We start from the raw sequence: 12,616 nt of genomic DNA on the forward strand, positions 1-12,616 counted from the left end.
GCTCTAAAAGCCTGCAGCTCCTAGAGCAACCGTTAAAGGAGACTTTAAATATATAGTCTAATACCTCTGATTTTTAATTGTTGAAACTTATCAAGGATTCCCCTCACCTGGACGGTATTTTTTACCAAATACCTTCTAGGCAAGGGGAAGTCTAGCCTGATAGCTGATTGAAGACCAAGTTAGATGAATCGTAGATAGGACCTATTCATCCAACCAACAGCTTAGGCAGCCCAACATCTTAGGCAGCGTAGTTAAACAAGGTATCTAGATAAACCCTAGAAGCTCGACGATCGCTGTCACCATTTTGCAAAAGGAACAATGAAAGCGCTGCCGAGAATACCCGATCTTGATCCCATGCAGGATGACTTTCTAAATACCCTTTAAGGGATTCATGAAGCTCTTCAGGAATCTCCGCCAGAATACTAACAGTAATTTTCATGGATGGGAAAACCTCAATAGTTGCAGCACGTCCGTTCTGAGAACTTGAGAAATAGAACGGCAGCAGGGCAGCAAGGAATCACCAATCCCATCGACAACTGTCACTGGAACCGGCATAACCCAAGGGGTGGTCAAATAATTCTGCTAACGAGATGAGGCGTTGTCAACGGCAATATGATTTTAGTACCGCTATTGACAAAGTTAAGCGAACGGTAATTATAGGATTTCAGCCCTACTTCTGTAACATTAGTTTACTAAGATCCGGCCTTTTCTCATATTTCCCAGAGCCATGTCACTATCCCCAGAATGTAGGCCATGGGTTCATCCTTCGTGCCAGCCTGTGGAAAACCTGTGGAAAACCCCTATCACCCTGTGGAAACCTTGTGGATTGTGTGGGGAAAAGTATGGGGAAAAATAAGAATCAATTTTGTTGCCAAAAGGTATTTGAAGCTACTGAATAAATGTATAAAAAAGTACCAAAAAGCTAGTGCGCAATCCCTAAAATAGTTCATGCGAACTATACAATCATGATTAATATGTGTTCTGAGCTACACCAACAGTTCAGCTAAGCCGATGTAGTTGATACCAGTGGGGGAAATTTCAAAACGGCAAGGTAATACCTCCACGCCTGCTGCGATCGCAGCCCGCAGCAGCTGACCGTATTCAGGATCAGCACTATCGCCTGGGGCAAACTGGTGACAGTCTCCCCGGTTAATGAAATACAGCATTACCGCCCGAGCATCAGGCAGGAGCGCTGTCAGCTCTCGCAGATGTTTTTGGCCTCTGGTGGTGACAGAGTCTGGAAACAGGCAAAGACGTTTTTGAGCCCAGGTTGAGTTTTTGACCTCCACATAGATAGGGCGTTCATCAGTGGTCAGCAAAAAATCAATGCGGCTTTTAGTGCCATAGGGCACTTCTCGCTTGATGGTGTCATAGGGCTCCAGTTGCTCAAACACTCGTTGATGGAGGGCTGTTTGAATCACACGGTTGGGTAACGCCGTATTTACACCGACCCAAATCGGCTCATTATCATGCACCTCCGAAAGTTCCCAGGTATAGGCCAGCTTGCGTTTGGGATTATCACTCTTAGACACCATTACCCGTCCGCCCACATGGCACACACCACTCATGGAGCCTGTATTAGGGCAATGGGCTGTAACAATTTCACCGGATGCTAGTTCAATATCGGCCATAAAGCGCTTATAGCGTCTGATCAGTGTGCCTTCTAGCAATGGAGGAAACGTGTGGACCTGGGTTGGCAGCATAGGAAATTATTTTGAACAGAGCAAAGCATCGAGAGAAGAGATGTCATCAGGGTTATTACCTACGTTGGAACAACGCTGCCTGCAGCGGCCAAACGATGGCAAAAAGGCCCATAATGTCCTGGTTATGGGGCATTGGGTCGGATTAACAGCAATTTTGGCTAGCTTTGAGCCCCCATAAACCATCGGCATACTCAGCCAATGTACCGTGTCCAACCATCAGTACCGCAAAAATACGTATTGAACTGTGGGGCAAAACTTGATAGTCTCTAATTCCTGTGAAATTGTGGAATGCAAACTGGCAGCAGAGCAGGGTGGTTTTGCCTTTAGTTCAGTTTTGTTCTTCTGTACGGATTTGAATATCTTTTTATACAGCCCTTGAAAGGTGATCATCGAGAGACTAACGCTATTTGTCGTTTTTGTTAGTCTTGCTCCGAGTGATTCTTTTGATCGAAGCGGCGGTGTCTAATTCCAGAGCGCCCAATTGCTAAGGGATCCGGATTTTATAAGATCCAAAAATGTTGTCTGCAGAGGCGTTCCATGGAACGCCTGTACGGCAAAAGATAGGGCCTAATTGAACCTCATTCCTAAGTAATCTGTTAGTTTGTGGTTGGCTTCACAACACGCCATAGTTGAGTATTCAGTATTGAGGACTCAGTGAGCAAACGTTCTTTAGCTGGCATTGCCGGTATTGTTGCGATCGCAACCCTAATTAGTAAAGTCTTTGGTCTGGTGCGGACTCAAGCCATTGCGGCGACCTTTGCCGTCGGGCCGGTCGCTGATGCCTATGGTTTGGCCTATGCCATTCCTGGCTTTTTGTTGGTCCTGTTGGGGGGCATCAATGGTCCCTTTCACAGCGCCATTGTGCGCGGTGTGGCCAATCGAAAAAAAGATGCGATCGCACCCCTAGTAGAAACCATTACTACCCTGGTGGGTCTGGGTCTACTGGTTGGCACCTTGGCCATCGTCATCTTTGCCCCCGCCATTATTGGCCTCCTCGGCCAGCGTCTGAACGAAAATGTCGCCGCCGGAGCCATCACCCGCGATATTGCCATTTTGCAGCTACGGATTATGGCCCCAATGGCCATGTTCGCTGGCCTCATCGGCATTGGCTTTGGCACCCTGAATGCAGCTGACCACTACTGGCTACCTTCCATTAGCCCCCTATTTTCCAGCAGCGCCGTTATTGTCTCCCTGGGCATCGTCTTTTTCACCCTGGGCGACAAAATAGCCGACCCCCGTTATGCCCTCATCGGTGGGGCCGCCTTAGCGATCGGCACCCTGGTCGGCGCGATTCTACAGTGGTTGGTCCAAGTCCCAGTTCTCTGGAAACAAGGTCTCGGCCGACTGCGGCTCAGGTTTAACACTAAAGATCCAGCTGTCCAAGACGTCCTCAACGTCCTCGGCCCAGCCACATTTTCATCGGGCATGATGCAGATCAATGTCCAGGTAGATCTATTTTTTGCCGCCGCCCTACCTGGCACCATCGCAGCTCTAGACTATGCCAATCTATTGGTGCAAACCCCCCTGGGCATTATCTCTAATGTCATTTTGGTCCCCTTTTTACCCATCTTTGCCCGGTTAGCCGACCCCATCCACTGGGACGAGCTAAAACAGCGCATCCGCCAGGGATTATTGCTCACAGCCTTAACTATGCTGCCCCTCAGCGCCATATTCGTCACCTTAGCTCTACCCATGGTGCGGGTGGTTTATGAGCGCGGAGCCTTTGACAGAGATGCATCTCAATTGGTGACCTCCGTATTAATTGCCTATGGCGTTGGCATGTTTGTCTATCTGGGGCGAGATGTTTTAGTGCGGGTGTTCTATGCCCTGGGCGATGGCGATACCCCCTTTCGCATCAGTGTGTTAAATATTGGCCTCAACGCCCTACTGGATTTTATTCTAATCAGCCGTTACGGTGCCCCCGGCTTAGTACTTGCCACCGTAGGAGTCAATCTGGTGTCCATGGTGGCACTACTCATCCTGTTATCACACAAAATCAATGGCCTACCCTGGCTCGACTGGGCCAGACCACTCATTTTGTTAATACTCAGCAGCGGTCTGTCAGGCCTAGCCGCCTGGGCCAGCCGTCTAGGGCTAGAAAACTGGCTGGGGACCGAAGGATTTTTAATTAATCTGACGGTCCTATGCGTATCTGGCGCAATCAGTCTGGGCATATTTGCAGCCGTGACCCTGGCCTTAGGTATCCCTGAAGCCAAAATGCTGATCAATCGGATAAGAGCAAAGTTATTCAGACGATGAAAATAGTCAGGCTCAGACTAACAATTCGGACAGTTCCGCAGCTCTTCAATTTTGCCAGGATCTTTTAGCACCAGGGTACGGCCCCTAACGGTGTAGGCCTCGCCCACATAACCTGTGCGGTCAAAAAGAATTTGGTGAATATGCTGATCCAGCTTGACCGGATCTTCAATGCGGTCACGGTAGTATTCCTTGATATCGTATTCAATGCCAAGGCCACCCATCAGATCGTGCAGCTCAGTTTCATCTCCACCCAAAAGGGCTGAACGCGCCGTCGGGTCTTGCCACACTTTCATCAGCACTGAATAGGGCACTCCACCCAGGGTAATCACCTCGGTTGTAAACAAAATCACCCACGTGCTTGCTGTCATGATTGTGCCGAACACCGCCACCAGAATCATTTTGCCCATCGCTTTGTTGGACTTTTGACGAGCCTGAACAGACTGTAATGAGTACATATCAGCTTTGGAAGGACAGCAGCCTTACCAAACTAGCGATTTGATCGAAAAAGCACTAAGTATCTGTAGGTGAATTTATGGAACCTTTATGAAAAGGTCGTTTTAGGCTAATCCTCTGGGGATTTTTGCGGATTGAGTGACACCGTTATAAGTGCATAAAGTTTGTCTAACATTGAAACTTCGCCTGACTACTCCTCGGTTCGTGGGGATACGCATTCTACGTCACTAATTCATTAGCCTCATTGCATATTCTCAAAGCGATCGGGCTAAATTCAATCAGATAGCGCAAAATTTTGATTAGGAATGGGGAGCAAACAGTGTCGATTTTGCTGATGTTCGGATAGCCCTCATCCCCCACCCCCTTCTCCCGCGGGGAGAAGGGGAGTCAGATCAAAGTCCTTCTCCTCTGAGAAGGATTTAGGATGTAGACACCTGAGCGGCTGCTCGCGGAGTGGGCCAAAAAACTGGACATTAATAAATTCTGATTCCTTAGACAGAATTTTGCGAGTCCCATTGGTTTAACAAATTCTCTTTCCCATAACCAATGGGAGTAGGCAATCAACACAGTTCCAAACTATGATGCATTCCCAACTGGTTTCTACTTGTGAATTAAATGCTGACGATCGTGACGCCATGTATCGTCTGTTAAAGCACCATTTTAGCGGTGTCACCCCGACCACATTTGCTACCGACCTGGCCCAGAAAAACTGGATTTTATTGCTAAAACACAAAAGCGGGCAGCTTAAAGGGTTTTCTACCCTAAGGCTTTATGATTTCACCATCGAGGGTGAGGTTCTTAGTGTTGTTTACTCTGGCGACACGATTGTCGATCCAAGTGCTTGGAGCAGTGCTACCTTACCGCGAGCCTGGATTCAGGCGATTAATCAGCTGCGTCCCCCTAATCAACGTCTCTTTTGGTTACTGATTTCCTCAGGCTTTCGCACTTACCGCCTGCTGCCAACATTTTGGCAGACCTTCTATCCTCGATATGATCAGCCGACACCAGAACCCATGCAACAACTGATGGATGATCTGGCTCAACAACAATTTGGTCAAGCCTATGACCGTCAGACAGGCATCGTCCGGTTTGCCCAACCCCAACGGCTATCTCCTATTTTGGGCACAATACCGCCAGAGCGCCGCCTCGATCCCCATATTCAATATTTTGAGCGGACCAATCCAGACCACAGCCAAGGCGATGAGCTGGTATGTCTAACAGAAATCTGTGCTGAGAACTTGACAGCCGCTGGGCAACGGATGTGGTTTAGCCGTAATCAAGTCCTGGTGGCGTAATTAGGGTAATTCAATGAAGCGTCAATCGATCTCCCAGAGTCAATACTCCTCTGTTGATTCTGAACTAAAACGTCAACAACAACCCGTTTTTAATCGTTCCGATCGATTTATTCAGGGGTGGTATTGGGCTATGCCCTGCCGCGATCTAAAGCCTGGACAGAGTCAGTCTATCTCTTTAATGGGCAAAGAACTTGTTCTTTATCGCACACGCGCTCGGGACGTGATCGCCTTAGATCGATACTGTCCTCACATGGGAGCTGCCTTAGACCAGGGTAAGATCGAGGGCACAACCATTCGCTGTCCCCTACACTACTGGCGGTTTGACCATAGGGGGCACTGTGTTGAGATTCCCGCCCTTGGCCAACACCATAACGTCATCGCCAATACTCAACTTCATGTCTGGCCGACGGCTGAACACTACGGCATGATTTGGATTTGGACTGGTGACACCCCGACGCATCCACCCCCGTACATCCCTGAGTTAGAAGGTGTCTCCTGCGATGCGGCTTTGAGCTATCGCTTTGAGCGCAACTGTCATCCCAATGTGTTGATGATCAATGCCATTGATGCCCACCACTTTAATTCTGTTCACAATCTACCCCTGGAGGTCAGGTTTAAGGCCAGGGCAATTAATGACAATGCCCTTTGTCTAGACAATACAACCCGTGGGGGTGAGGCATCAAAGTTTGTCAAACTGATCCGTCCTCTGTACAAAAATGAAGTGACCTACAAGATGTGTTACTGGTATGGCAGCACCGGCACGGTCACCGTTGGACCAGACTTTTTTCACTTTCACATTATGTTTGCACTGCGGCCCATAGCAAGGGGCAAAACCGAAGGCTGGACCATCTTAATCACACCAAAACGGTTGGCTGGGAGGCTAATTAACCCAGTTGTCCTATGGATTACTCAACAGGTAGCGGCTTACTTTGCCACGGGTGATATTCAAGTATTTCAGGGAATTCGGTTTGACTTTAAAACACCGCTCGAAGCGGACCAGTCCATCATACAGTTTGCCCACCATGTGAATCGCCAAAAGGCATTGAACTGGGGAGATTGGAGTAGCGTGACATGATAGTAACTAACAACCCTAACGTGGCTGGCTTTGACCTGCCAGCCCTCGAATCCGATGACAAACTCAACCGTGTGTTGGCCTCTGCTCTGAGAGCAAGAGGTATTAATGAGTCGTCTGAACCAAATCAACCTCCCCTCTACTGGCAAGCAGGGTATTTTGATTTGGAGCGTGTATCTATCTTTCAAGAAGCGACCAACCTGGAACAGCAACAGATTTTACAGCAGCTCAATCAGGCCTTATTGCAAGAGTCTGTAGCCATTGAGCAGGCGGGTGTGGGCTATATGGCTAAGATGGTGCTGATGGCCGAAAGCACCCAGGAGCGGATGCTCTACAGCCTATTCGCAGCAGATGAAACAACTCACCTGGCGCAGTTGCAACCCTATGTTTCATCAGACATGTGGCCCTCTGAACTAGACGATCCATTCTTTAAATTGCTGTCTGACATCGTCGAGAGTGCCGATAAAAGTGTTCTCCTGTTTGTTTTGCAAGTGGTGTTAGAGGGATGGGGACTGACCCATTACCGCAGCCTGGCAAAGGGATGTACCGATGGTTCCCTCAGAGATGTATTCCAGAGTTTTTTGCAGGCGGAATCACGACACCATGGGGCTGGAGTGACCTTGTTTAACCAGATTGAGATATCGCCCAGTAGCAAGGATGTGATTGTGGAGTGCCTGGCGGCATTTTTACAAATGGTCAGGGTGGGGCCACAGCGGGTGGTGGGTGCGATCGCAACCGTAAAGGGCCACCTCTCCCGCCCCCAGCACATCCAAATTCTGCAACAGTTAGATACCGTTAGCCACAGTCATCAACGGTTGCAGCTACTCAAATCACTAATGGCTAGCACTGGCAATACCATTGTGATCCAGCTAGAAGAGAAAGGTTTATTTGCACCTCTGAGTGCAGAGGAAGCAGCCTGTTATGGATAAAAATTGTCATTCTCAATTGCTGAGCAAGGTAGGTCCAGCGAAACAGACAGCGCCTGCAGCCACGGCCCTTAATGAGCCCCTACAGCGTCGATTAGAAATTAACTATCGGCGCAATCAAAAACAGGACCATACTCAGCTGCTGGATGAAGCGGGGCAGGCGTTTAGCTATGACGAATGTAGGGATAGCTATTGGAATCCGGAAGCGTTCTCGCTACTATATGGTACGCCGCTGTGGGACCAGGCGAGTGACTCTCAGAAAATGGTTTTGAACCAGCTTTATTGGGTGGCTTATTACTCGCAAATTATCTCTGCTGAAATTGCCACTATCTTTTTTAACCAGACGAGTGCGGCGGCTCTGTATGCCCACGATGGGTTTCGTAGCATCTGCGACATGCTGGATCTAGAGTCTTCTCAGGAACGGGCCCACATCAGTGCGTTTCGTGCTGTGGCAGAACAAACGGAACAGGCCTTACTGGGTAAGCGGCTGTTTAGCTATCCCATGCGGGGACCGTTTACGGAAACGATGATTTTTGCCGACACTAATCAGTTAAAACGATGGTGGAAGCAGCTGCAACTGCAAGCATTTGGACTAATTTCGGCCTGCAACAGTTTTCTTGCTTGTCAGTACTTTACAGTTCGCGGACTCCGCACCCTAAATGGCAAGCTGGTGCAGCACCAGCTCAGTCGCTATTACCAAACTCATAGCGATCAGGAGAATGCTCCCATTCCATCAAAAATCTCGTTCTATCACTTTATGGATGAGAGTTTTCACTTTAATAGTTCCACCCTGCTCTCCCATGAGGTGATTCAGTGTTTACCCAAACCCACGGGGTTTGAAGCCCTCGTGGCGAATCTAGGAATTCGGGGCTGTCAGCAGGATCATCGTCAATTTTCAGTCGCCGTGAATGGCATTTTTTGGCATGATCCGGCACTGTATCCCAAGGTGTATCAGTTGTTGCGATCGCACCTCTTTGACATGGATGACGCCGATGCTAAAGAAATGATACGCGTCTGCTTTACTCAGGAATCAGAGGGAGTATACAGGTGTTATCAAACCCACCGTGAGGCAACAGCCGCATACCAGGCCTATCTCGAACCTCTCGCTGACATTTGGCCCAGCAATCGACAGATGTCAATGATGGCGGCCACATCGGTGGAGACCTATTTAGCAACCCAGCGGCGGGCATTGGCCCGTTTTCTGAGAGTCAAGGAAGCCCTCTGAGATGACTAAATTCAAACTGGCCCTGAGCTGCAACCTGGCTGCGATTGTGATCGTGGCCCTGTTGGCACTAATCTACCTATTCACGCCCCAGCTTCTGCCCTATCAACAGACAACCATTGGCACCAATTGGTCAGACCTCGGCCTAGGGCTGCAAACCCAGTTTCTATCCTTAATGAAGGTGGCCGGAGGTGGATATTTGGCCACGGCAGCGTGTCTGGCAGTACTCCTATGGATCCTCTTTAGGCGACGGGAAACTTGGGCTCGTATGGCCATCCCCGCCATTGGTATCCCCGCCATTTTGATCGTAAATTACGCTGGGCTCACGATCATGCACAACACCCCCGGTCGCCCACCGCTTATCGCCGGGCCGATCACCATCACTTTATTCATTGCAGGGTTTATCCTCTCTGCAAACAGTGCCCGTCAACAAATATCGGATATGTCATCGTCTTAGCGTTGCTATGTCACACACCATTTTTAACAACCCGGAGATTGTTGCCAAGGGCTGGTACATCGTCTGTCCCAGTCGGGCGTTACCCAGCGGCAGCGTCCAATCCTTTACCCTATGTGGTCAGCGTGTTGCTGTCTTTCGCGGAGAAGATGGCAAAATTCGCGCCCTGGATGCCTATTGCCCCCATATGGGCACCGATCTAGGCATTGGTAGCGTCCACGGCAACCAGGTACGTTGCTTCTTCCACCACTGGGCCTTTGATGGTGAAGGCCAATGCCAGGATATTCCCTGCCAGGACCACATTCCCCCTGGAGCCACGCTCCCGTCCTATGCCACAGAAGAAAAATACGGCTTTGTTTGGATCTATCCAGATAGAGCTGCGCCTACAATCGTAGCAGAGTTTGATGAACTCAAGGGGCAGGAGCTAGCGGTCGTAGCCGACCAGCCCCTCACTCGCAAGTGCCACCATCACATTTGCATGATCAACGGCATTGATGTGCAGCACCTACAAACGGTACACCATCTGTCGGTGGATCTAGAACTGTCGCTCCAGCAAGAGGGAGAACAAATTGACTTTACCCTCAGCGGAGAGTTCCTCAACACCAACTGGCGAGAGCGTTTAGGGCGGGCTATCTTAGGGCCGCGCTATGCCTACTCCATGCGCTATGCCCACGGCTGTTTGGGGCTGCTCACCATGATGAAAGAGGTGCGCTGGATACCGCAGTTATACATGATCTATGCCTATCGACCGATAGGTTCAGAAGAGACAGGTTCAAGAGAAACCTTTATTCAGCCGATTTATGTGACGAAGAAACGTCCAGGATTACTCGGGTGGGTGATTACACATCTGCTGCTGTGGCTAACACGGCTGAGCTACTATGCTCTGCGTGGTGAAGATGGCATGATTTACGACAATATTCGATTTAGTACTGAGCGCTTGTTGCCGGTCGATGCACCGATTGCTCACTATGTGAGATATGTGAATGGCTTGGAGCCGTCCAGGTGGTCGCAGGCCCCTCTCCCTAAATCCGTCTCCCTGGGGAGAGGGGCTTTGACAGTTCCCCCTAAATTACCTGGGCAAAAAAAAGTAAGTTCTTTCTCTCCTTCTCCCCGGGGGGAAGGGGCCGGGTCGCCACCTGAGCGTAGTCGAAGGGGATGAGGGCCATGTCTTGCAAAATCTCTTTCCCTAACACCGATCACGCCCCCGTGATTCTCACCACACACACCCCACTCGCCGACGAACTCACCGTCCAAAACTCCCCTATCCTCTTCGGCTGCCGCACTGGCATCTGCGGCACCTGCTTAGTCACCGTCACAGGCGAAGCCCCTCCACCTGATGCTGATGAACAAGAACTCTTAGACGTGCTGGCTCCGGACTGTCCCAATGCGCGTCTGGCCTGTCAGCTTGATCTCACCCACGACCTGAAAATCTGTCCCTATGGAAGCCCCGATCACAATTCCAATTCAGTTTGAAGACTTTTGGTATGTTGTTGCCCTCAGCAAACAGCTACAGTCAACCACCGTTTTGCAACGCACTGTCCTAGATGAATGGCTGGTGATTTTTCGCGGTGCTGACGGTCAGCCGGTAGCTTTAAGAGATCGCTGCCTCCATCGCAACACCCGACTGTCTGGAGGCAAGGTCCATCAGGGGCAACTGCAATGTCCCTACCACGGCTGGCAGTACGACCAGAGAGGACAGGTAACGGATGTTCCCGCAGAAGGAGAGCAATTTACTCCCACACCCACTCGCTGTGCAAAAGCCTATGACACCTGCGAACAGGATGGCTATATCTATGTGCGACTGCGGGGGGCCTTAAACACTCAGCCCTTTGCAATGCCTCACTATAAAGAACCTGGCTGGGAAACAGTGCGGGTGGTTAATCGTTTTGCCAATACTGTCACTAACTGTGCTGAGAACTTTATCGATATTCCTCACACGGTCTCGGTACATCCTGGCATCTTTCGGACGGCGCGGCAGCAGCCGCTAACCATGACAGTCAAACGACATCAGGGCACAGTCACGGCCACCTATGGTAATGAAACCAATAACCTGGGCTGGGCTCGCTGGTTTCTAAATCCCCAGGGGCACAAAATTTATCACCGGGACTCTTTTTATATGCCCAACGTGACTAGTGTGGCGTACACCATGGGGCCGCACCGTCGCTGTTTGATTACCAGCCAGTCAATTCCAGAAACGGAGAATTCCACTCTGGTGTATACCGATGTCACCTTTAACTACGGCGTTTGGAATCAGCTGACAAAACCGTTGGTGTGGTGGACAGCGCAGAGAATTATTAATCAAGACATTGTGGCATTGAAGGTGCAGGGGGATGCGATCGCAAAGTACGGCACCCAGTTTCACCATACGCCCGCCGACACCATCCATGTATTTGTGGAATCGATCCGCGATGCGATCGCGGCAGGCAAAGACCCCCGCACCCTGCCTGACCAGTCCGCTGACATCAACTTTTGGGTATAGCCATGGTCATTTTTGGTACCTTTGTTCTCTTAGTCAGCCTCACCGCCTGGCATAGTTGGTCAGCGCTAAGACAAAAACCCCTGAGTGACTGGATTCTAGACAGCGCTGGTCTATGGATGCAGGGACTGCTTATCCCCTTACTGCAGCTCAGCCTGCTGCAGAGGTTGTATCAGCAACTATTTCCCCTTTGGCACCAGAGTCTGTCCTGGCACCCGCTGTTTGCCTTTGCTGTCAGTTTTATAGCGGTTGACTACCTCTACTACTGGAATCATCGCTTTCTCCACAGCCCCTGGGGATGGTTTGCCCATCAGATTCATCACACGGTCACCACGTTGGATGTATTGGGCACATCCCGTAACACCCTATGGAGTAGCTTTTTAATTGTGTATTTATGGGTTCACGGACTGTTTATTTATCTATTGGATAGCCCCACAGCCTACCTTTTAGGAGTCAGCTTGACCGCAGCCCTCGATCTATGGCGACACAGTCAGTTTGGCCCACAGCCCGGCAGTTGGCTCCATGGCTGTCTATCACGATGGCTAATTTTGCCTCAAGATCACAGCTGGCATCACCACAGCGCCACCAATGCCTGCAACTATGGCGCAAACTTTAAGCTCTGGGATCATCTCCATGGCACCAGGTATGAATCTAGTCAGTGGCCAACAACCTTGGGTGAAACCAGTCGTTTACCCCTATGGCGCAAACTTATCTATCCCCGCCCAGTATTGCTGCAGCCCCATTCGCTAGACTGAA

At 50.0% G+C, this 12,616-nt stretch carries 14 protein-coding genes; 11 read left to right on the forward strand and 3 right to left on the reverse strand.

Annotated features, from left to right (window positions below):
* Nucleotides 1-238: 238 nt before the first annotated feature.
* Both N836_RS57495 and sfsA read right to left on the reverse strand, forming a co-directional pair.
* On the reverse strand, nt 239-439 hold the full coding sequence (locus N836_RS57495) for a DUF2811 domain-containing protein (protein WP_023073913.1): 201 nt from the start codon (nt 437-439) through the stop codon (nt 239-241).
* Between the two features lie 547 nt (nt 440-986).
* Nucleotides 987-1,703, reverse strand: coding sequence for a DNA/RNA nuclease SfsA (gene sfsA / locus N836_RS57500; RefSeq protein ID WP_023073914.1), 717 nt, complete (start codon nt 1,701-1,703; stop codon nt 987-989).
* A gap of 40 nt (nt 1,704-1,743) precedes the next feature.
* On the opposite strand from sfsA, the gene N836_RS76595 reads away from it, so the two are divergent.
* Both N836_RS76595 and murJ read left to right on the forward strand, forming a co-directional pair.
* Complete coding sequence (locus N836_RS76595) at nt 1,744-1,881, forward strand: hypothetical protein (protein ID WP_023073915.1); 138 nt, start codon at nt 1,744-1,746, stop codon at nt 1,879-1,881.
* A gap of 476 nt (nt 1,882-2,357) precedes the next feature.
* Nucleotides 2,358-3,962: a murein biosynthesis integral membrane protein MurJ gene (gene murJ, locus N836_RS57505; RefSeq protein WP_023073916.1), complete on the forward strand. Its 1,605-nt coding sequence runs from the start codon at nt 2,358-2,360 to the stop codon at nt 3,960-3,962.
* 17 nt (nt 3,963-3,979) lie between these two features.
* On the opposite strand, the gene N836_RS0138540 is transcribed toward murJ, so the two are convergent.
* Nucleotides 3,980-4,330 carry a hypothetical protein gene (locus tag N836_RS0138540; RefSeq protein ID WP_235071122.1) on the reverse strand — a complete coding sequence of 117 codons (351 nt, stop codon included), beginning with the start codon at nt 4,328-4,330 and terminating at the stop codon, nt 3,980-3,982.
* A 663-nt stretch (nt 4,331-4,993) separates the two neighbouring features.
* Between N836_RS0138540 and N836_RS57510 the strand changes: the two genes are divergently transcribed.
* Genes N836_RS57510 through N836_RS57550 form a run of 9 tightly spaced genes read left to right on the forward strand, consistent with a single transcriptional unit; the run spans nt 4,994 to nt 12,615 of the window.
* On the forward strand, nt 4,994-5,710 hold the full coding sequence (locus N836_RS57510) for a hypothetical protein (protein WP_031293223.1): 717 nt from the start codon (nt 4,994-4,996) through the stop codon (nt 5,708-5,710).
* Nucleotides 5,711-5,723: 13 nt separating this feature from the next.
* Nucleotides 5,724-6,785 (forward strand): aromatic ring-hydroxylating dioxygenase subunit alpha, encoded by a 1,062-nt coding sequence (locus tag N836_RS57515; RefSeq protein ID WP_023073919.1) that lies wholly within the window; start codon nt 5,724-5,726, stop codon nt 6,783-6,785.
* Nucleotides 6,782-7,711, forward strand: coding sequence for a hypothetical protein (locus N836_RS57520; protein WP_023073920.1), 930 nt, complete (start codon nt 6,782-6,784; stop codon nt 7,709-7,711). Before N836_RS57515 ends, N836_RS57520 begins: the two co-directional genes overlap by 4 nt.
* Nucleotides 7,704-8,933 (forward strand): hypothetical protein, encoded by a 1,230-nt coding sequence (locus N836_RS57525; protein WP_023073921.1) that lies wholly within the window; start codon nt 7,704-7,706, stop codon nt 8,931-8,933. The genes N836_RS57520 and N836_RS57525 overlap by 8 nt, the downstream gene beginning before the upstream one ends.
* A 1-nt stretch (nt 8,934) precedes the next feature.
* Nucleotides 8,935-9,387 (forward strand): hypothetical protein, encoded by a 453-nt coding sequence (locus tag N836_RS57530; RefSeq protein WP_023073922.1) that lies wholly within the window; start codon nt 8,935-8,937, stop codon nt 9,385-9,387.
* Between the two features lie 7 nt (nt 9,388-9,394).
* Nucleotides 9,395-10,543, forward strand: coding sequence for an aromatic ring-hydroxylating oxygenase subunit alpha (locus tag N836_RS57535; protein WP_023073923.1), 1,149 nt, complete (start codon nt 9,395-9,397; stop codon nt 10,541-10,543).
* A gap of 5 nt (nt 10,544-10,548) precedes the next feature.
* The gene (locus tag N836_RS57540; protein ID WP_023073924.1) at nt 10,549-10,857 is read left to right on the forward strand and encodes a 2Fe-2S iron-sulfur cluster-binding protein; all 309 of its coding nucleotides are present in this window, start codon (nt 10,549-10,551) and stop codon (nt 10,855-10,857) included.
* Nucleotides 10,823-11,863, forward strand: a complete 1,041-nt coding sequence (locus N836_RS57545) for an aromatic ring-hydroxylating dioxygenase subunit alpha (RefSeq protein ID WP_023073925.1) — start codon at nt 10,823-10,825, stop codon at nt 11,861-11,863. Before N836_RS57540 ends, N836_RS57545 begins: the two co-directional genes overlap by 35 nt.
* A 2-nt stretch (nt 11,864-11,865) precedes the next feature.
* The gene (locus N836_RS57550) at nt 11,866-12,615 is read left to right on the forward strand and encodes a sterol desaturase family protein (protein WP_023073926.1); all 750 of its coding nucleotides are present in this window, start codon (nt 11,866-11,868) and stop codon (nt 12,613-12,615) included.
* The last annotated feature ends 1 nt before the right edge of the window (nt 12,616 follow it).

Origin of the sequence: Leptolyngbya sp. Heron Island J (assembly GCF_000482245.1) — a bacterium.
GTDB lineage: Bacteria > Cyanobacteriota > Cyanobacteriia > Phormidesmidales > Phormidesmidaceae > Leptothoe.

Coding starts and splice junctions, on each gene's coding strand:
- N836_RS57540 (WP_023073924.1), top strand. CDS start 10,549: ATGTCTTGCAAAATCTCTTTCCCTAACACCGATCACGCCCCCGTGATT.
- sfsA (WP_023073914.1), bottom strand. CDS start 1,703: ATGCTGCCAACCCAGGTCCACACGTTTCCTCCATTGCTAGAAGGCACA.
- N836_RS57520 (WP_023073920.1), top strand. CDS start 6,782: ATGATAGTAACTAACAACCCTAACGTGGCTGGCTTTGACCTGCCAGCC.
- N836_RS57515 (WP_023073919.1), top strand. CDS start 5,724: ATGAAGCGTCAATCGATCTCCCAGAGTCAATACTCCTCTGTTGATTCT.
- N836_RS57510 (WP_031293223.1), top strand. CDS start 4,994: ATGATGCATTCCCAACTGGTTTCTACTTGTGAATTAAATGCTGACGAT.
- N836_RS57550 (WP_023073926.1), top strand. CDS start 11,866: ATGGTCATTTTTGGTACCTTTGTTCTCTTAGTCAGCCTCACCGCCTGG.
- N836_RS57495 (WP_023073913.1), bottom strand. CDS start 439: ATGAAAATTACTGTTAGTATTCTGGCGGAGATTCCTGAAGAGCTTCAT.
- N836_RS57530 (WP_023073922.1), top strand. CDS start 8,935: ATGACTAAATTCAAACTGGCCCTGAGCTGCAACCTGGCTGCGATTGTG.
- N836_RS57545 (WP_023073925.1), top strand. CDS start 10,823: ATGGAAGCCCCGATCACAATTCCAATTCAGTTTGAAGACTTTTGGTAT.
- N836_RS0138540 (WP_235071122.1), bottom strand. CDS start 4,330: ATGACAGCAAGCACGTGGGTGATTTTGTTTACAACCGAGGTGATTACC.
- N836_RS76595 (WP_023073915.1), top strand. CDS start 1,744: ATGTCATCAGGGTTATTACCTACGTTGGAACAACGCTGCCTGCAGCGG.
- N836_RS57535 (WP_023073923.1), top strand. CDS start 9,395: ATGTCACACACCATTTTTAACAACCCGGAGATTGTTGCCAAGGGCTGG.
- N836_RS57525 (WP_023073921.1), top strand. CDS start 7,704: ATGGATAAAAATTGTCATTCTCAATTGCTGAGCAAGGTAGGTCCAGCG.